Origin of the sequence: Pseudescherichia sp. AS216 (assembly GCF_037152055.1) — a bacterium.
Taxonomy (GTDB): domain Bacteria; phylum Pseudomonadota; class Gammaproteobacteria; order Enterobacterales; family Enterobacteriaceae; genus Pseudescherichia.
In genome coordinates, this window is sequence record NZ_JBBCMV010000001.1 from 55,385 (window position 1) to 72,979 (window position 17,595).

Annotated in this window: 16 protein-coding genes; 12 read left to right on the forward strand and 4 right to left on the reverse strand. The window is 57.2% G+C overall.

From position 1 onward, the window contains the following. Nucleotides 1-26 precede the first annotated feature (26 nt). The 6 genes from clpX (at nucleotide 27) to WFN61_RS00295 (ending at nucleotide 7,433) form a co-directional block, all read left to right on the forward strand. Nucleotides 27-1,301, forward strand: a complete 1,275-nt coding sequence (clpX, locus tag WFN61_RS00270; RefSeq protein ID WP_042391601.1) for an ATP-dependent protease ATP-binding subunit ClpX — start codon at nucleotides 27-29, stop codon at nucleotides 1,299-1,301. A 185-nt stretch (nucleotides 1,302-1,486) separates the two neighbouring features. Then, nucleotides 1,487-3,841 (forward strand): endopeptidase La, encoded by a 2,355-nt coding sequence (lon, locus tag WFN61_RS00275; RefSeq protein ID WP_144814404.1) that lies wholly within the window; start codon nucleotides 1,487-1,489, stop codon nucleotides 3,839-3,841. 210 nt (nucleotides 3,842-4,051) lie between these two features. Next, complete coding sequence (gene hupB / locus WFN61_RS00280) at nucleotides 4,052-4,324, forward strand: nucleoid-associated protein HU-beta (protein ID WP_042391603.1); 273 nt, start codon at nucleotides 4,052-4,054, stop codon at nucleotides 4,322-4,324. 203 nt (nucleotides 4,325-4,527) lie between these two features. Further along, on the forward strand, nucleotides 4,528-6,402 hold the full coding sequence (gene ppiD / locus WFN61_RS00285; protein ID WP_337037067.1) for a peptidylprolyl isomerase: 1,875 nt from the start codon (nucleotides 4,528-4,530) through the stop codon (nucleotides 6,400-6,402). 150 nt (nucleotides 6,403-6,552) lie between these two features. Beyond that, nucleotides 6,553-6,936, forward strand: coding sequence for a helix-hairpin-helix domain-containing protein (locus tag WFN61_RS00290; RefSeq protein ID WP_257756731.1), 384 nt, complete (start codon nucleotides 6,553-6,555; stop codon nucleotides 6,934-6,936). A gap of 98 nt (nucleotides 6,937-7,034) precedes the next feature. Further along, entirely contained in the window at nucleotides 7,035-7,433 is a 399-nt protein-coding gene (locus WFN61_RS00295; protein ID WP_144814391.1) for a YbgC/FadM family acyl-CoA thioesterase, read from the forward strand. 115 nt (nucleotides 7,434-7,548) lie between these two features. On the opposite strand, the gene queC is transcribed toward WFN61_RS00295, so the two are convergent. Together queC and WFN61_RS00305 are read right to left on the reverse strand one after the other, a co-directional pair. After that, complete coding sequence (gene queC, locus WFN61_RS00300) at nucleotides 7,549-8,244, reverse strand: 7-cyano-7-deazaguanine synthase QueC (RefSeq protein ID WP_337037071.1); 696 nt, start codon at nucleotides 8,242-8,244, stop codon at nucleotides 7,549-7,551. A 77-nt stretch (nucleotides 8,245-8,321) separates the two neighbouring features. Continuing rightward, nucleotides 8,322-9,368, reverse strand: coding sequence for a PLP-dependent cysteine synthase family protein (locus tag WFN61_RS00305; RefSeq protein ID WP_337037073.1), 1,047 nt, complete (start codon nucleotides 9,366-9,368; stop codon nucleotides 8,322-8,324). A 118-nt stretch (nucleotides 9,369-9,486) separates the two neighbouring features. Between WFN61_RS00305 and WFN61_RS00310 the strand changes: the two genes are divergently transcribed. From WFN61_RS00310 to amtB, 5 genes are all read left to right on the forward strand, one after another. Continuing rightward, entirely contained in the window at nucleotides 9,487-9,945 is a 459-nt protein-coding gene (locus WFN61_RS00310; protein ID WP_238083395.1) for an Lrp/AsnC family transcriptional regulator, read from the forward strand. 53 nt (nucleotides 9,946-9,998) lie between these two features. Next, nucleotides 9,999-11,762 carry a SmdA family multidrug ABC transporter permease/ATP-binding protein gene (locus tag WFN61_RS00315; RefSeq protein ID WP_144814377.1) on the forward strand — a complete coding sequence of 588 codons (1,764 nt, stop codon included), beginning with the start codon at nucleotides 9,999-10,001 and terminating at the stop codon, nucleotides 11,760-11,762. Next, on the forward strand, nucleotides 11,755-13,533 hold the full coding sequence (locus WFN61_RS00320) for a SmdB family multidrug efflux ABC transporter permease/ATP-binding protein (protein WP_337037076.1): 1,779 nt from the start codon (nucleotides 11,755-11,757) through the stop codon (nucleotides 13,531-13,533). The genes WFN61_RS00315 and WFN61_RS00320 overlap by 8 nt, the downstream gene beginning before the upstream one ends. A gap of 254 nt (nucleotides 13,534-13,787) precedes the next feature. Then, nucleotides 13,788-14,126, forward strand: coding sequence for a P-II family nitrogen regulator (gene glnK / locus WFN61_RS00325; protein WP_002891893.1), 339 nt, complete (start codon nucleotides 13,788-13,790; stop codon nucleotides 14,124-14,126). Between the two features lie 31 nt (nucleotides 14,127-14,157). After that, the gene (gene amtB / locus WFN61_RS00330; protein WP_144814372.1) at nucleotides 14,158-15,444 is read left to right on the forward strand and encodes an ammonium transporter AmtB; all 1,287 of its coding nucleotides are present in this window, start codon (nucleotides 14,158-14,160) and stop codon (nucleotides 15,442-15,444) included. Nucleotides 15,445-15,496: 52 nt separating this feature from the next. Here amtB and tesB read toward each other — a convergent pair whose 3' ends face one another. After that, entirely contained in the window at nucleotides 15,497-16,357 is an 861-nt protein-coding gene (tesB, locus tag WFN61_RS00335; RefSeq protein ID WP_144814369.1) for an acyl-CoA thioesterase II, read from the reverse strand. Nucleotides 16,358-16,578: 221 nt separating this feature from the next. Between tesB and WFN61_RS00340 the strand changes: the two genes are divergently transcribed. Then, nucleotides 16,579-17,148, forward strand: coding sequence for a YbaY family lipoprotein (locus WFN61_RS00340; RefSeq protein ID WP_042391620.1), 570 nt, complete (start codon nucleotides 16,579-16,581; stop codon nucleotides 17,146-17,148). A gap of 31 nt (nucleotides 17,149-17,179) precedes the next feature. Here the strand turns inward: WFN61_RS00340 and WFN61_RS00345 are convergent, their stop codons facing one another. Continuing rightward, nucleotides 17,180-17,491, reverse strand: a complete 312-nt coding sequence (locus WFN61_RS00345) for an MGMT family protein (protein ID WP_257756736.1) — start codon at nucleotides 17,489-17,491, stop codon at nucleotides 17,180-17,182. Between the last annotated feature and the right edge of the window lie 104 nt (nucleotides 17,492-17,595).

Genomic DNA, 17,595 nt, shown 5'->3' on the forward strand with positions numbered 1-17,595 from the left:
AAAAAACAGAAAAGAGGTTTTGACTCATGACAGATAAACGCAAAGATGGTTCGGGCAAACTGTTGTACTGCTCTTTTTGCGGCAAAAGCCAGCATGAAGTGCGTAAGCTGATTGCCGGGCCGTCCGTGTATATCTGCGACGAGTGTGTCGATCTGTGTAACGACATCATTCGCGAAGAGATTAAAGAAGTTGCGCCGCATCGTGAGCGCAGTGCGCTGCCGACGCCGCATGAAATTCGCCATCACCTGGACGACTATGTTATCGGTCAGGAGCAGGCCAAAAAAGTGCTGGCCGTCGCGGTATATAACCACTACAAACGTCTGCGTAACGGCGATAGCAGCAACGGCGTTGAGCTGGGTAAAAGTAACATCCTGCTGATCGGGCCTACCGGCTCGGGTAAAACGCTGCTGGCAGAAACGCTGGCGCGCCTGCTTGATGTGCCGTTTACTATGGCAGATGCGACCACGCTGACCGAAGCGGGTTACGTGGGCGAGGATGTGGAAAACATCATCCAGAAACTGCTGCAGAAGTGTGATTACGACGTACAGAAAGCGCAGCGCGGCATTGTCTACATCGATGAAATCGATAAGATTTCCCGTAAGTCCGATAACCCGTCGATCACCCGAGACGTTTCTGGTGAAGGCGTTCAGCAGGCGCTGCTGAAGCTGATCGAAGGGACCGTGGCTGCCGTACCGCCTCAGGGCGGACGTAAGCATCCGCAGCAGGAGTTTTTGCAGGTTGATACCTCAAAAATCCTCTTTATCTGCGGCGGGGCCTTTGCTGGCCTGGATAAGGTCATCTCCCATCGTGTGGAAACCGGCTCCGGTATCGGTTTTGGCGCAACGGTGAAAGGCAAGTCCGAGAAGGCGAAAGAGGGCGAGCTGCTGGCCCAGGTGGAACCAGAAGATCTGATCAAATTTGGTCTGATCCCTGAGTTTATCGGTCGTCTGCCAGTGGTGGCAACGCTCAACGAGCTGAGCGAAGAAGCGCTGATCCAGATCCTGAAAGAGCCGAAAAACGCCCTGACCAAGCAGTACCAGGCGCTGTTTAATCTGGAAGGTGTCGATCTCGAGTTCCGCGACGAAGCGCTGGACGCCATTGCTAAGAAAGCAAACGCCCGTAAAACCGGTGCGCGTGGCCTGCGTTCTATCGTAGAAGCGGCCCTGCTGGATACCATGTACGATCTGCCTTCAATGGAAGATGTGGAAAAAGTGGTGATTGACGAAGCGGTTATCGCCGGTCAAACCAAACCTCTGCTGATTTATGGTAAACCGGAAGCGCAGCAGGCTTCTGGCGAATAATTAACCTATCCATACAAGCGGTTAACCAAAAAGGGGGGATTTTATCTCCCCTTTTATTTTTCCGTACTCCCGACGTTGAATGTAAGGGAAACATCCCCATATACTGATTTACATGTTAACGGTCGCATGACGCAAAGACCTGCGGCCGGGTTACCAGGCGGACATTAAACTTAAGAGAGAGCTCTATGACTTCTGAGCGTTCTGAACGCATTGAAATCCCCGTATTGCCGTTGCGCGATGTGGTGGTTTATCCGCACATGGTCATCCCCTTATTCGTAGGGCGGGAAAAATCGATTCGTTGTCTCGAAGCGGCCATGGACCAGGATAAAAAAATCATGCTGGTGGCGCAGAAAGAGGCGTCCACGGATGAGCCGGGTGTTAACGATCTGTTCACCGTCGGGACCGTGGCCTCTATTCTGCAGATGCTGAAGCTGCCGGACGGTACGGTAAAAGTACTGGTCGAAGGCCTGCAGCGTGCGCGCATCAGCGCCCTGTCAGATGACGGTGAGTACTTCTCCGCGAAAGCCGAATACCTGGAATCGCCCGCCCTTGACGAGCGTGAGCAGGAGGTGCTGGTTCGCACCGCGATTGGCCAGTTTGAAGGCTACATCAAGCTCAACAAAAAAATTCCACCGGAAGTGCTGACGTCGCTCAATAGCATCGACGATCCGGCACGTCTGGCCGACACCATCGCCGCCCATATGCCGCTGAAGCTGGCGGATAAGCAGTCCGTGCTGGAGATGTCCGACGTCAATGAACGTCTGGAATATCTAATGGCGATGATGGAGTCGGAGATCGACCTGTTGCAGGTTGAGAAGCGCATCCGTAACCGCGTTAAGAAACAGATGGAGAAATCCCAGCGCGAGTACTATCTGAATGAGCAGATGAAAGCCATCCAGAAAGAGCTGGGCGAGATGGACGATGCGCCGGACGAAAACGAAGCGCTGAAGCGTAAGATCGACGCGGCGAAGATGCCGAAAGAGGCAAAAGAGAAAGCGGAAGCCGAGCTGCAGAAGCTGAAAATGATGTCTCCGATGTCGGCAGAAGCAACAGTGGTGCGTGGCTACATCGAGTGGATGATCCAGGTGCCGTGGAATGCCCGCAGCAAGGTCAAGAAAGATCTGCGTCAGGCGCAGGAGATTCTGGATACCGATCACTACGGTCTGGAACGCGTTAAAGATCGCATCCTTGAGTACCTTGCGGTTCAAAGCCGGGTTAACAAACTGAAGGGGCCGATCCTCTGCCTGGTAGGGCCGCCGGGGGTGGGTAAAACCTCTCTGGGTCAGTCCATTGCCAAAGCCACCGGACGTAAATACATCCGCATGGCGCTGGGCGGCGTGCGTGACGAAGCGGAGATCCGTGGTCACCGCCGGACCTATATCGGCTCTATGCCAGGCAAACTGATCCAAAAGATGGCGAAGGTTGGGGTGAAAAACCCGCTCTTCCTGCTGGATGAGATCGACAAGATGTCGTCGGACATGCGTGGCGACCCAGCTTCGGCGCTGCTGGAAGTGCTGGATCCCGAGCAGAACGTGGCCTTCAGCGATCACTATCTTGAGGTTGACTACGATCTCAGCGACGTGATGTTTGTTGCGACGTCAAACTCGATGAACATCCCTGCGCCGCTGCTGGACCGTATGGAAGTGATCCGTCTGTCGGGCTACACCGAAGATGAGAAACTGAACATCGCCAAGCGCCATCTGCTGCCGAAGCAGATTGAGCGTAACGCCCTGAAAAAGGGCGAGATCACGGTTGACGATAGCGCCATCGTTGGCATTATTCGTTACTACACCCGTGAGGCAGGTGTCCGTAGCCTGGAGCGTGAAATCTCCAAGCTGTGCCGGAAGGCGGTGAAACAGCTGCTGCTCGATCCGTCGCTGAAGCAGATCACCATCAACGGGGACAACCTCAACGAGTACCTGGGCGTTCAGCGCTTCGACTACGGTCGTGCAGATGATGAAAACCGCGTGGGTCAGGTGACCGGTCTGGCGTGGACGGAAGTGGGCGGCGATCTGCTGACCATCGAAACCGCCTGCGTGCCGGGTAAAGGCAAGCTGACCTACACCGGCTCGCTGGGTGAAGTGATGCAGGAGTCCATCCAGGCGGCATTGACCGTGGTGCGCGCGCGTGCAGAGAAGCTGGGCATTAACGGCGACTTCTACGAAAAACGCGATATCCACGTTCACGTTCCGGAAGGGGCGACGCCGAAAGATGGCCCGAGCGCCGGTATTGCCATGTGTACGGCGCTGGTCTCCTGTCTGACCGGCAACCCGGTTCGCGCCGACGTGGCGATGACCGGTGAGATCACCCTGCGCGGTCAGGTTCTGCCGATTGGCGGCCTGAAAGAGAAGCTGCTGGCAGCGCACCGCGGTGGTATCAAAACCGTGCTGATCCCGTACGAGAACAAGCGTGACCTCGAAGAGATCCCGGAGAACGTGATTGCCGATCTCGACATTCACCCGGTGAAACGCATTGAGGAAGTGCTGACCCTGGCGCTGCAAAATGAGCCGTCAGGCATGCAGGTCGTTAGCGCAAAATAGTGACCTCGCGCAAAGAGCGTCAATAAAAACAAGGCTGGCAGCGCATTTCGGGCTTGCCAGCCTTTTTTTGTATAGCTAATTTAGATGGCTGGTTTGCTGTATCATCAACAACGGGTGTTGTAAGGGCATGACAGGCCTGATATAACTGCTGCGCGGTCGCACTTCGATGGATTAAGGTGCGATATAAATTATAAAGAGAGGAAGAGAAGAGTGAATAAATCTCAACTGATAGACAAAATTGCTGCAGGGGCTGATATCTCTAAAGCTGCGGCTGGACGTGCGTTAGATGCTTTAATTGCTTCTGTTACTGAATCTCTGCAAGCCGGGGACGAAGTTGCGCTGGTAGGTTTTGGTACTTTTGCGGTTAAAGAGCGTGCTGCCCGTACTGGTCGCAACCCGCAAACTGGCAAAGAGATCACCATCGCTGCCGCTAAAGTTCCGGGTTTCCGCGCAGGTAAAGCGCTGAAAGACGCGGTAAACTGATAGCGATCCCTCTCAGGATTGTGACAAAGTACAAGGGCGCATCACCAGATGTGCCTTTTTTATTTGCGATGCCGGAATTAATCGGACCTGCGGGCTGACAACCGCCCCGGTTTCTTGTCACAATACGGCTTTACGCGCAGCGGCCCAGGAGTGTTGGCGCTGCGTGAGACAGACAGTCACCTACAGCGGAGTGTTGTTACACCATGATGGACAATTTACGCGCGGCGGCCAACCACGTCGTGCTCAAGATCATTCTGGGTTTGATTATCGTGTCATTCATTCTGACTGGCGTTGGTAACTACCTGATTGGCGGTAACAATAATTATGCCGCAAAAGTTAATGGCCAGGAGATTAGCCGCAGCCAGTTCGAAAATGCCGTGGCGGCAGAACGTAACCGCTTGCAGCAGAGGCACGGCGAGCGGTTCTCCGAGCTGGCCAGCAACGAAGCCTATATGAAGAGCATGCGTCAGCAGGTGCTGAGCCGCCTGATTGATGAAGCGCTGCTGGACCAGTACGCCCAGCATCTGGGCCTCGGCGTCAGCGATGAGCAGGTGAAGAAAGCGATCTTCTCAACCCAAGCTTTCCAGAACAACGGTAAGTTCGACAACGCACGCTACAATGCGCTGGTCAATCAGATGGGCATGACCGCCGATCAGTATGCTCAAGCCCTGCGTAACCAGCTTACCTCCCAGCAGCTGATCAATGCCGTTGCCGGTACTGACTTTATGCTGAAAGGTGAAACCGACGAGCTGGCCGCGCTGGTCGCGCAGCAGCGTATGGTGCGCACGGCAACCCTCGACGTTAACGCCCTGGCACAGAAGCAGACCGCCTCCAATCAGGAGATCGCCAGCTACTACGAGCAGCACAAAAACAGCTTTATCGCTCCGGAGCAGTTCCGCGTCAGCTACATCAAGCTGGATGCTGCCAGCATGCAGCAGAACGCCAGTGATGAAGAGATTCAGTCCTACTACGATCAGCATCAGGATCAGTTTACCCAGCCGCAGCGTAATCGTTACAGCGTGATCCAGACCAAAACCGAAGACGACGCGAAAGCGGTGCTGGAACAGTTAAGCAAAGGTGCTGATTTCGCCACCCTCGCCAAAGAGAAGTCGGCGGACATTATCTCTGCCCGCAACGGCGGCGATATGGGCTGGCTGGAAGATTCCACCACCCCAGACGAGCTGAAAAAGGCCGGTCTGAAAGAGAAAGGCCAGCTCTCTGGCGTGATTAAATCCTCCGTTGGCTTCCTGGTCGTGCGTCTTGACGACGTTCAGCCTGCTCAGATTAAGCCGTTTAACGACGTGCGTGACGAGCTGGCAGCGAAGGTGAAGCAGGAGAAAGGTCTTGATGCCTACTACGCCCTGCAGCAGAAAGTGAGCGATGCCGCGAGCAACGACAATGAGTCGCTGGCGGGTGCAGAGCAGGTGGCAGGCGTGAAAGCGGTTGAAACCGGCTGGTTTGGCCGCGACAACCTGCCGCAGGAGCTGAACTTCAAACCGGTGTCTGACGCTATCTTCGGCGGCGCGCTGGTGGGAGAGAACGGTTCGCCGGGCAACAACTCCGACATCATTACCGTTGATGGCGATCGGGCCTTTGTGCTGCGCGTGAGCGAGCATAAAGCCGAAGCCGTGAAGCCGCTGGAGGAAGTGAAAGCCCAGGTAAGCGATATCGTGAAGCACAACAAAGCTGAGCAGCAGGCGAAGCTGAATGCCGATAAGCTGCTGGCTGACCTGAAAGCGGGTAAAGGCGACGAGGCGTTGAAAGCCGCAGGCCTGAGCTTTGGCGAGCCGAAGGCGCTGGTACGTACCGGTCAGGATCCGCTGAGCCAGGCGGCCTTTACGCTGGCCCTGCCAGCGAAGGATAAGCCAGTCTACGGCGTTGCCAACGATATGCAGGGCAACGTAGTGCTGCTGGCGCTGGACGAAGTGAAAGCAGGCACCCTGCCGGACGCGCAGAAAAAAGCCATGGTGGAGGGGATCACTGAGAACAATGCCCAGATCTCTTTCGAAGCGCTGATGAGCAACCTGCGTAAAGAAGCCAAAATCAAAATGGGCGACATCGTCGATCCGCAGCAGTAATTTCTCTGGGCGTCTCGCAGACTTTTGCAACGCCCTGCAACAATCAAAGGCCGCTTTCGCGGCCTTTTCCATTTCTGCAATCTGCCGTTTGTCCCGCGTTCCCGCTCTGTTTATCGTGCAGGGGCTGTCAACACACAAGGAGAAAGCAGCATGAAACGTGGAATAAAAATAGCGGTGATGACCCTGACATTGACCTGTGCCGCTCTGAGCCAGCAAGCGCTCGCCGCTGAAACGCCGGTGAAATCCCCGCAGGCGCAGACGGTGCAGGGTAAATCCGCCGCCGCTGGGCCGGAGGCTAAGGCAAAAGCGCCGCAGGCGGTAAAGGGCGATGAGCAGCCGACCCGGGTCAGCATTAACGCGGCGTCGGCGGAGGCGCTGGCACAGGCGATGAACGGCGTGGGGCTGAAGAAAGCGCAGGCGATTGTTAGCTACCGTGACGAATATGGACCCTTTAAGACGCTGGAGGATTTACAGCAGGTGCCGGGAATGGGGGCCTCGCTGGTGGAGCGTAACCTGGATCGTTTAACCCTGTAAGTTTTGCTTGCGTCGTAGCCATTTTTTGCCATGCTAAAGAGGTCATACCAGTTATGACCTCCGACCCTATATAACATAAGAAAAAAGGCTATTGCGCTATGCAGACTGAAATTAAAGTTCGTGGTTACCATATCGATGTTTACCAGCATGTAAATAACGCCCGCTACCTGGAGTTTCTGGAGGAGGCGCGCTGGGAGGGGCTGGAAAGCAGCGAAGGTTTCCGCTGGATGACGGCTAACAACATTGCGTTTATCGTGGTCAATATCAACATCAACTATCGCCGACCGGCGGTGCTGGGCGATCTGTTGACCATTACCAGCAGCATACAGCAGCTCAACGGCAAAAGCGGCGTGCTCAGTCAGGTAGTGACGCTGTCGCCAGAGGGGGAGGTGGTGGCCGATGCGCTGATCACCTTTGTCTGCATCGATCTGCGCACTAAAAAATCGCTGGCGCTGGAAGGGGAGCTGCGGGAGAAGCTGGAGATGATGATGGCGTAAGCTCTCACGCCCGGTGGCGCTACGCTTACCGGGCCTACAAACCGCACCTTAGCCCCGTAGGCCGGGCAAACGTAGAGCCGCCCGGCGTTACCAAAGCTTACTGTAGTTTTATCGCCTACTTCAGGCCGGTTTTCTGCTTCATTGCTGCCATCACCGCAGGCTTCTCTGCCAGATAGTGATTCAGGCCGTTGGCTCGTAGGTTACAGGCGGCACACTGGCCGCAGCCGTCGCCCTTGATACCGTTGTAGCAGGTCAGGGTCTCCTCGCGGATCAGCTCCAGCTTCTGCCAGTAGTCGGCCAGCGCCCAGGTTTCTGCTTTATCGAGCCACATCAGCGGCGTCTCAAAGCGGATATCTTTTGCCATGCCGAGGCTGACCGCATGGTTGAGCGCCTTCACAAACTCGTCGCGGCAGTCCGGGTAGCCGGAGAAGTCGGTCTCACAGACGCCGGTAATCACCGCTTCGGCCTGCACCTGGTAGGCGTAGATAGCCGCAAGGGTCAAAAACAGGATATTGCGGCCCGGCACGAAGGTGTTAGGAATACCGCTGGCGTCAGGCTCGTAGTCCGGCACTGGAATGCTGTCACGCGTCAGGCTGCTGACCGCCAGCTCGTTAAGCAGGGTGACGTCCAGTATCTTATGCGCCCGTGCACCCAGCTTCAACGCCAGCTCACGCGCGACGTCAATCTCGGCGCGGTGGCGCTGGCCGTAATCGAAGGTGACACAGTGGACTTCATCATAGTGATGCAGCGCCTGTACCAGACAGGTGGTGGAGTCCTGGCCTCCGCTAAAGACGACAACGGCACGTTTCATAGATTTTCCTGACAGTTTCACTAGCAATAAAGCCGCTATGGTAGCGCCTGACGGCGGGCACCACCAGTAGCCATTTGCTATCGCAACAGACGGGCAATCTCTGCGGTCCAGGGCGCAGTATCGCCTATAGAGGCTTTTACCCACGCCGGATTGTAGTAGGTATCGAGATAGCGCTCGCCGCTGTCGCACAGCAGGGTAACAATCGAGCCGGTACGCCCCTCGTCACGCATTCGGGCGGCAAGCTGCAACGCCCCCCACATGTTGGTGCCGGTGGAGGCCCCGACCTTGCGGCCTAGCTGGCTCTCCAGCCAGTGGGCGGTAGCAACGCTGGCGGCATCCGGGACGCGCAGCATCTCGTCTACCACGTCCGGAATGAACGAGGGCTCCACGCGGGGACGCCCGATGCCCTCAATTTTACTTCCGACCGCGCTGCGCAGGCTGGCATCCCGCTGCTGCCAGTAGTCAAGAAAGACAGAGTTTTGCGGATCAACTACCGTGAGCTGGGTGTCGTATCCCTGGTAGCGAATATAGCGCCCAATGGTTGCCGACGTGCCGCCGGTACCGGCGCTCATCACGATATGGGTTGGGATCGGGTGCGGCTCATGACGCATCTGGCGGTAGATGCTGTCGGCGATATTGTTGTTGCCGCGCCAGTCGGTGGCGCGCTCGGCGTAGGTAAACTGATCCATATAGTGGCCATGCAGCTCCTGCGCCAGCGTCTCGGAAGCAGCATAGATCTCGCAGGCGCTCTCGACGAAGTGGCAGCGGCCACCGTAAAAAGCGATCTGCTCGATTTTACGCTTTGCGGTGCAGGCGGGCATCACTGCAATAAAGGGCAGACCCAGCAGACGGGCAAACCAGGCCTCCGATACTGCCGTTGAGCCAGAGGAGGCCTCAATAATCGGCGTACCTTCCTTGATCCAGCCGTTGCACAGTCCGTAAAGGAACAGCGAGCGCGCCAGGCGGTGCTTCAGGCTGCCGGTTGGGTGCGTGCTCTCATCCTTCAGGTAGATATAAATCCCCGGAAAGGCGGGGAGGGGAAGGCGAATTAGATGTGTATCCGCCGAGCGCTGGGCATCGGCATTAATTTCACTGATGGCATATTTAGTCCAGGCGTTGTTCATCCGGGGCGATCCTGTTTGTCAATTTGTGCCTAGCTTAACGGAAAGCGCCTAAAAAATTGTTGCCATTCCGTCTTTGAAATAGAATAACGAGAGAAAAAATTTCTCCCGGAGGCCGCTAATGCTAGATAAAATTGATAAAAAGCTGCTTACTCTGCTGCAGCGAGACAGTACCCTCTCTTTGCAGGCGTTAGCCGATGCCGTTAATCTGACAACGACCCCCTGCTGGAAACGGCTCAAGCGGCTGGAGGATGAAGGGATCCTGCTGGCGCGCGTGGCGCTGCTGGATGCCGAAAAGCTGGGCCTCGGCCTCACGGCCTTTATGCTGATTAAAACCCAGCAGCACTGCAGCGAGTGGTACCATCAGTTTGTCAGCGTGGTCTCCGCTATGCCGGAGGTGCTGGGCTTCTGGCGCATGGCTGGCGAATATGACTACTTAATGCGCGTTCAGGTCGCTGATATGAAGCGCTACGATGATTTTTACAAACGTCTGGTCAATAGCGTGCCAGGCTTGTCCGATGTGACATCGAGTTTTGCGATGGAACAGATAAAATATACGACAGAGTTACCCATTGAATAACGCTTCTGGCCCCGGCGTCAGGGGCCGAATAAAGACCTTCAGGATATAACCGCGTGCGATTATTTGCTCAACTAGGCTGGTACTTTCGCCGGGAGTGGCGACGCTATCTCGGTGCCGTAGCCCTGCTTATCATCATTGCTCTTCTGCAGCTGATCCCACCGAAAGTCGTGGGTTACGTGGTCGACGGCGTAACCCAGGGCCGCTATCACCCGCAGGACGTCATGATGTGGGTCGGCTTGCTGGTGCTGGTGGCCATCGTCATCTATCTACTGCGCTACGTCTGGCGGGTGCTGCTGTTTGGCGCGTCTTATCAGTTAGCCGTCGAGCTACGGGAGGACTTCTACCGCCAGCTCAGCCGCCAGCACCCGGAGTTTTACCTGCGCCACCGTACCGGTGACCTCATGGCCCGCGCGACTAACGACGTCGATCGCGTGGTCTTTGCCGCAGGAGAGGGGGTGCTGACCCTGGTGGATTCGCTGGTGATGGGCTGCGTGGTGCTGATCGTCATGTCGACCCAGATCAGCTGGCAGCTTACCCTGCTGGCGCTGCTGCCCATGCCGATTATGGCGCTGGTGATCAAACGCTACGGCGATCAGCTGCATAACCGATTCAAGCTGGCGCAGGCGGCGTTCTCTTCGCTTAACGACCGTACCCAGGAGAGTCTGACCAGCATCCGCATGATCAAAGCCTTTGGCCTTGAGGATCGTCAGTCCGGACTGTTTGCCGAAGACGCCGCCGATACCGGCAGGAAAAACATGAAGGTCGCGCGGGTTGACGCCCGTTTCGATCCCACTATCTATATCGCTATCGGCATGGCAAACCTGCTGGCTATCGGCGGCGGCAGCTGGATGGTGGTTAACGGCAGCCTGACGCTGGGGGAACTCACCAGCTTTACTATGTATCTGGGGCTGATGATCTGGCCGATGCTGGCCCTCGCGTGGATGTTTAATATCGTCGAGCGCGGCAGCGCCGCTTACAGCCGCATCCGTGACATGCTGGCGGAAGCGCCGGTGGTGGATGACGGCAGCGAGCTGCTGCCGGAAGGACGTGGCAACCTGAACGTGGCGATCCGCGAGTTTCGCTATCCGCAGGCGGCGCATCCCACCCTGGAGAACGTCAGCTTTACGCTGATGCCGGGACAGATGCTGGGTATCTGCGGGCCAACCGGGGCGGGGAAAAGTACGCTGCTGTCGCTGATCCAGCGCCATTTCGACGTCACCCAAGGGGAGATCCGCTTCCACGATCGGCCTCTGCCAACCCTGAAGCTGGACGCATGGCGCGGGCGGCTGGCGGTGGTCAATCAGACGCCGTTCCTGTTCTCGGATACCGTTGGCAATAACATTGCTCTCGGCCACCCCGGCGCGACGCAGCAAGAGATTGAGCACGTTGCCCGGCTGGCCAGCGTCCACGAGGATATTCTGCGACTGCCGCAGGGGTACGATACCGAAGTGGGCGAGCGCGGGGTGATGCTCTCCGGTGGGCAGAAGCAGCGCATTTCCATTGCCCGGGCGCTGCTGCTCAACGCCGAAATTCTGATCCTCGACGACGCGTTGTCGGCGGTGGATGGCCGTACCGAGCACCAGATCCTGCATAACCTGCGCCAGTGGGGCGAAGGGCGGACGGTAATCATCAGTGCACACCGGCTCTCGGCCCTCGCTGAAGCGAGTGAGATCCTGGTGATGCAGCATGGGCACATTGTTCAGCGCGGGCAGCACGAAACCTTAGCCCATCAGCCGGGCTGGTATCGCGATATGCACCGTTACCAGCAGCTGGAAGCCGCGCTGGATGACGAAGAGAAGGAGAGTGCTGATGCGTAGTTTTGGACAGCTTTGGCCGACGCTAAAACGCCTGTTAGCCTACGGTAAACCGTGGAAAAAACCGCTTACCAGAGCGGTCGTCATGCTGTGGGTTGCCGCGGCGGCTGAGGTCGCTGGCCCGGCGCTGATCAGCTATTTTATCGATAATATGGTGGCGAAAAGCTATCTGCCGCTCGGCCTGTTGATAGGGCTGGCGGTGGCCTATATTGGCCTGCAGCTTTTGGCCGCCGGACTGCACTATGCCCAGTCGCTGCTGTTTAACGAGGCTGCCGTCGGCGTAGTACAGCAGCTGCGTACCGATGTGATGGATGCTGCCCTGCGCCAGCCGCTGAACGCCTTTGACACCCAGCCGGTAGGGCAACTCATCTCCCGCGTCACCAACGACACGGAAGTGATCCGCGATCTCTACGTGATGGTGGTATCCACGGTACTGCGCAGCGCGGCGCTGGTGGGGGCAATGCTGGTGGCGATGTTCAGCCTCGACTGGCGGATGGCGCTGGTGGCACTGGCCATCTTCCCGGCGGTGCTCTGCGTGATGGCACTCTATCAGCGCTACAGCACGCCCATTGTACGTCGCGTTCGCACCTACCTGGCGGATATCAACGACGGCTTTAACGAAGTGATCAACGGCATGAACGTGATCCAGCAGTTTCGCCAGCAGGCGCGCTTCGGCGAGAGGATGGGCGAGGCCAGCCGCTCCCACTATACGGCACGCATGCAGACGCTGCGCCTCGACGGTTTTCTGCTGCGTCCGCTGCTGAGTCTCTTCTCGGCGCTGGTGCTCTGCGGTCTACTGATGCTGTTTGGTTTTACCTCGGTGGGCACCATTGAGGTCGGGGTGCTCTACGCCTTTATCAGCTACCTTGGCCGCCTTAACGAACCGTTGATTGAGCTGACCACCCAGCAGTCGATCATGCAGCAGGCGGTGGTGGCGGGTGAACGCGTGTTTGAGCTGATGGATCGTCCGCGCCAGACCTACGGTGACGATGAGCGTCCGCTGGCCAGCGGCGCAATCGACATCGAAAATCTGTCGTTCGCCTATCGCGACGATAGCCTCGTATTACAGGACATCGACCTCTCCGTGCCGCCACGCAGCTTTATCGCGCTGGTGGGCCACACCGGCAGCGGCAAGAGCACCCTCGCGAGCCTGCTGATGGGCTACTATCCGCTGACAAAAGGGGAGATCCGCCTTGACGGTCGACCGCTCTCAACTCTCAGCCACGACGTGCTGCGCCAGGGCGTAGCGATGGTCCAGCAGGATCCGGTGGTACTGGCGGACTCCTTCTTTGCTAACGTCACCCTCGGGCGCGATATTAGCGAAGCGCAGGTATGGCAGGCGCTGGAGACCGTTCAACTGGCAGAGCTGGCGCGTGGCATGCCCGATGGCATCCATACCAGTCTGGGGGAGCAGGGGAATAACCTGTCGGTGGGACAGAAGCAGCTGCTGGCGCTAGCCCGCGTGCTGGTTGCCACCCCGCAGATCCTGATCCTTGACGAGGCAACGGCGAATATTGACTCCGGCACCGAGCAGGCGATTCAGCAGGCGCTGGCCGCGGTACGTCAGCATACGACGCTGGTGGTCATAGCCCACCGCCTCTCTACTATTGTGGAAGCTGATACTATTCTGGTTCTGCATCGCGGGCAGGCAGTGGAGCGTGGCAGCCATCAAGCATTGCTGGCCGCCGAAGGGCGCTACTGGCAGATGTATCAGCTACAGCTGGCGGGTGAAGAGCTTGCCGCCAGTGTGCAAGAAGAGTCGCTTATCGCCTGATGCACCATAATCAGGCAGGCTACTAACAGGATCGCCTGTTGGTGCAAAAACTGCACGCACCATGCACTATCATGGTGCGTTTTTCTTTCCCAGGAACAATCTGAATCCCTGTCACACTTTTCTGCGTAACCGCTGCTCCTTTCCAGAGGCCTTAAATCGCTGAATTTTTCCCTTTTTCTAATTCTGGCACACCACTTGCAATACTCACCTCATGTTAGCTGCGGCCATTACCGATTTTCGACTGAGGGGGATTTATGAAGCTGGTTACCGTGGTCATTAAGCCATTTAAACTTGAGGACGTCCGTGAAGCACTGTCGTCTATTGGTATTCAGGGGCTGACCGTTACCGAAGTGAAAGGCTTCGGGCGTCAGAAGGGCCATGCTGAACTGTACCGCGGGGCGGAGTACAGCGTTAACTTCCTGCCGAAGGTAAAGATTGACGTGGCCATTGCAGACGATCAGCTTGATGAAGTGATTGATGTCATTAGCAAAGCGGCCTACACCGGAAAAATTGGCGACGGCAAAATTTTCGTTGCCGAACTGCAACGCGTTATCCGCATTCGTACCGGCGAAGCCGACGAAGCGGCACTGTAACGTCAGACACACAGTGATTGGGATGGGAAAAATGAAAAAATTAACCTTAAAAACGGCGATGGCCGCACTGACAGCGTTACCGGGTCTGGCGATGGCGGCTCCGGCCGTGGCCGACAAAGCGGATAACGCCTTTATGATGATCTGCACCGCGCTGGTGCTGTTTATGACCATTCCAGGGATTGCGCTGTTCTACGGCGGCCTGATCCGTGGCAAAAACGTGCTGTCAATGCTCACCCAGGTCACCGTGACCTTTGCCCTGGTGTGCGTGCTGTGGGTAGTCTACGGCTATTCGCTGGCGTTCGGCACAGGCAACAACTTCTTCGGCGACTTCAACTGGGCGATGCTGAAAAATATTGAGCTGACCGCCGTAATGGGCAGCTTCTACCAGTATATTCACGTTGCGTTCCAGGGCTCGTTTGCCTGCATCACCGTCGGCCTGATCGTCGGTGCGCTGGCCGAGCGTATCCGCTTCTCCGCAGTACTGATCTTCGTCGTGGTGTGGATGACCCTCTCCTACGTGCCGATTGCGCACATGGTCTGGGGCGGCGGCCTGCTGGCTTCCCACGGCGCGCTGGACTTTGCTGGCGGTACGGTGGTGCACATTAACGCCGCGATTGCGGGCCTGGTGGGTGCTTACCTGATTGGCAAACGCGTTGGCTTTGGCAAAGAGGCGTTTAAACCGCACAACCTGCCGATGGTGTTTATGGGTACGGCAATCCTCTACGTTGGCTGGTTCGGCTTTAACGCAGGCTCTGCCAGTGCCGCCAACGAAATCGCTGCCCTGGCGTTTGTGAACACCGTTGTCGCCACCGCAGGCGCTATCCTTGCCTGGGTCTTCGGCGAGTGGGCAACCCGCGGTAAGCCGTCGCTGCTGGGCGCATGCTCCGGAGCGATTGCAGGCCTGGTGGCCGTGACGCCAGCCTGTGGCTACATCGGCGTGGGCGGTTCGTTGATTGTGGGTATCGTGGCAGGTCTGGCCGGTCTGTGGGGCGTTACCATGCTGAAACGCTGGCTGCGCGTTGACGACCCGTGCGATGTGTTCGGCGTGCACGGCGTCTGCGGCATCGTGGGCTGTATCCTGACCGGCGTGTTTGCTTCCCCTTCTCTGGGCGGCGTCGGCTACGCTGAAGGCGTGACCATGGGGCATCAGGTGCTGGTGCAGCTGGAAAGTATCGCCATCACCATCGTCTGGTCAGGCGTTGTAGCCTTCATCGGCTACAAGCTGGCAGACATGATTGTTGGTCTGCGCGTACCGGAAGAGCAGGAGCGCGAAGGGCTGGATGTGAACAGCCACGGCGAGAACGCGTATAACGCATAATCGACTGTCATCCTCTAAAAAGCCTCCCGCCCGCGGGAGGCTTTTTTGTTTATTAATTACGGTTACGCATGACCCCTTCCTGCACGCTGGACGCGACCAGCACGCCATCCTGAGTATAGAACTCCCCGCGTACAAACCCGCGCGCGCTGGAGGCGGAGGTGCTCTCTACGCTATAGAGCAGCCACTCATTCATATCGAACGGACGGTGGAACCACATTGAGTGATCGATTGTGGCAACCTGCATGCCTCGCTCCAGAAAACCAACGCCGTGCGGCTGAAGCGCCACCGGCAGGAAGTTAAAGTCAGAGGCGTAGCCCAGCAGATACTGATGCGTGCGGAAATCCGCCGGCATCGTGCCGTTGGCGCGGATCCATACCTGGCGGGCAGGCTCCGCTACGTGGCCCTTCATCGGGTTATGGAACTCAACCGGGCGGATCTCCAGCGGCTTCTCGCAGAGAAACTTCTCTTTTACCTGCGGCGGCAGAAGGTGCGCCAGCGAACGGGCAATGTCCGTCTCTGACGGCAGATTATCCGGGGCAGGGGCGGCAGGCATCGTTTTCTGATGCTCGTAGCCCGGCTCAGGAGCCTGGAACGACGCCGTCATATAGAATATTGGCTTACCGTTCTGGATGGCAGCAACCCGGCGGGCGCTAAAGCTATTGCCGTCGCGCAGCACCTCTACGTCATAGATAATCGGCTTCTGGCTGTCGCCCGGGCGTAAAAAATAGCTGTGGAACGAGTGAACGAGACGATCCGTCGGAACGGTCTCTTTTGCGGCATAGAGTGCCTGGCCGACAACCTGGCCGCCAAAGACCTGACGCAGGCCTAAATCCTCGCTTTGACCGCGAAACAGACCCTCTTCAATTTTTTCCAGATTAAGCAACGTCAGCAGATTATTCAGCGCTTGACTCATAGGTGTCCTCAATAAAATAAAAGCGACCGGGCGGATACAGGCAGAGTATAACCCAGAAATGCAAGTGGTCCGATGGGTGCAAAAATCTGAATACATGGCTGTTTCCAGGCAAAAATCAGTGATGTGTGCCACACTTACTGGCGTTCGATACGATTTAAGTATTAACCACTACTTCTGGCGGGCGTCATACCTGCTGGTGCATTGAAGATAAGGAGAACTCAATGAAACTCGTGCACATGTTAAGTGGTTTAGCGGTTGCTGTTTCTCTGGCTGCCTGTGCCGATAAAAGCGCAGATATCCAGACGCCCGCCCCAAACCCGAATGCCTCTATTGCTTCAACGCAGTCTGTGATTAAGCAGCCTAACGTGTCTGGTACGATTTGGATCCGCCAGAAGGTGGCCCTGCCGCCGGATGCGGTACTGACCGTTACCCTGGCCGATGCATCCCAGGCTGACGTGCCGTCTAAAGTCATCGCCCAGCGTGCCGTTCGTACCGAAGGTAAACAGGCTCCGTTCAGCTATGAACTGCCGTTTGACCCGGCGCTGGTGCAGCCAGACGCGCGTATTCTGCTAAGCGCAGCGATTACGGTTGATAATAAACTGGTGTTTATTACCGACGGCATCAAACCCGCTGTTAACCAGGGCGGTACCCGTATCGACCTGAACCTGGTCCCGGTCCAGCAGACAGCGCTGCCGATGCAGCAGGGCGGCGGGGCGGCAACTACCGTACCGTCTACCTCGCCAACGCAGGTTAGCCCCTCTTCGGCAACCCCTGCTCCGACGCAGCTGTAATCATAAAACCCTCTCCTCTGGAGAGGGTTTTTCAATATCTCCAGCGATACCGCGCTAAATCTATCTCTCCACTGCCTGTTACCTGAACGCCATCGGCAAGCAGGGCCTGACGCTGGCGCTGCAGATCCGGCCCGGTGAGGGAGATCTGCCCCTGACGATTTACCACCCGATGCCACGGCAGCGTGCTGCCCTCCGGCAGGCGTCTGAGCACGCCGCCTACCTGGCGTGCCGCACGGGGAGAACCCGCCAGCCGCGCCACCTCGCCGTAGGTGGTCACCGAGCCGGGCGGTATCGCGGCAACGATTTGCCACACCCGCTGGGGAAAAGAGTCGTTGTCTGCCATCATGGTTTCCTGAAGAGTCTCTCACCAGCATAATCAGCGCGTGCGAGCCTGTGAAGAGGCGGTTGCGCAATAAACCAGCATCCAGCAGGGCGCGGCTTGCAATT

What these genes read in the sequence shown, in the direction of transcription:
- clpX (WP_042391601.1), top strand. Translation starts at nt 27, where the DNA reads ATGACAGATAAACGCAAAGATGGTTCGGGCAAACTGTTGTACTGCTCT.
- lon (WP_144814404.1), top strand. Translation starts at nt 1,487, where the DNA reads ATGACTTCTGAGCGTTCTGAACGCATTGAAATCCCCGTATTGCCGTTG.
- ppiD (WP_337037067.1), top strand. Translation starts at nt 4,528, where the DNA reads ATGATGGACAATTTACGCGCGGCGGCCAACCACGTCGTGCTCAAGATC.
- WFN61_RS00290 (WP_257756731.1), top strand. Translation starts at nt 6,553, where the DNA reads ATGAAACGTGGAATAAAAATAGCGGTGATGACCCTGACATTGACCTGT.
- WFN61_RS00295 (WP_144814391.1), top strand. Translation starts at nt 7,035, where the DNA reads ATGCAGACTGAAATTAAAGTTCGTGGTTACCATATCGATGTTTACCAG.
- queC (WP_337037071.1), bottom strand. Translation starts at nt 8,244, where the DNA reads ATGAAACGTGCCGTTGTCGTCTTTAGCGGAGGCCAGGACTCCACCACC.
- WFN61_RS00305 (WP_337037073.1), bottom strand. Translation starts at nt 9,368, where the DNA reads ATGAACAACGCCTGGACTAAATATGCCATCAGTGAAATTAATGCCGAT.
- WFN61_RS00310 (WP_238083395.1), top strand. Translation starts at nt 9,487, where the DNA reads ATGCTAGATAAAATTGATAAAAAGCTGCTTACTCTGCTGCAGCGAGAC.
- WFN61_RS00320 (WP_337037076.1), top strand. Translation starts at nt 11,755, where the DNA reads ATGCGTAGTTTTGGACAGCTTTGGCCGACGCTAAAACGCCTGTTAGCC.
- glnK (WP_002891893.1), top strand. Translation starts at nt 13,788, where the DNA reads ATGAAGCTGGTTACCGTGGTCATTAAGCCATTTAAACTTGAGGACGTC.
- amtB (WP_144814372.1), top strand. Translation starts at nt 14,158, where the DNA reads ATGAAAAAATTAACCTTAAAAACGGCGATGGCCGCACTGACAGCGTTA.
- tesB (WP_144814369.1), bottom strand. Translation starts at nt 16,357, where the DNA reads ATGAGTCAAGCGCTGAATAATCTGCTGACGTTGCTTAATCTGGAAAAA.
- WFN61_RS00340 (WP_042391620.1), top strand. Translation starts at nt 16,579, where the DNA reads ATGAAACTCGTGCACATGTTAAGTGGTTTAGCGGTTGCTGTTTCTCTG.
- WFN61_RS00345 (WP_257756736.1), bottom strand. Translation starts at nt 17,491, where the DNA reads ATGGCAGACAACGACTCTTTTCCCCAGCGGGTGTGGCAAATCGTTGCC.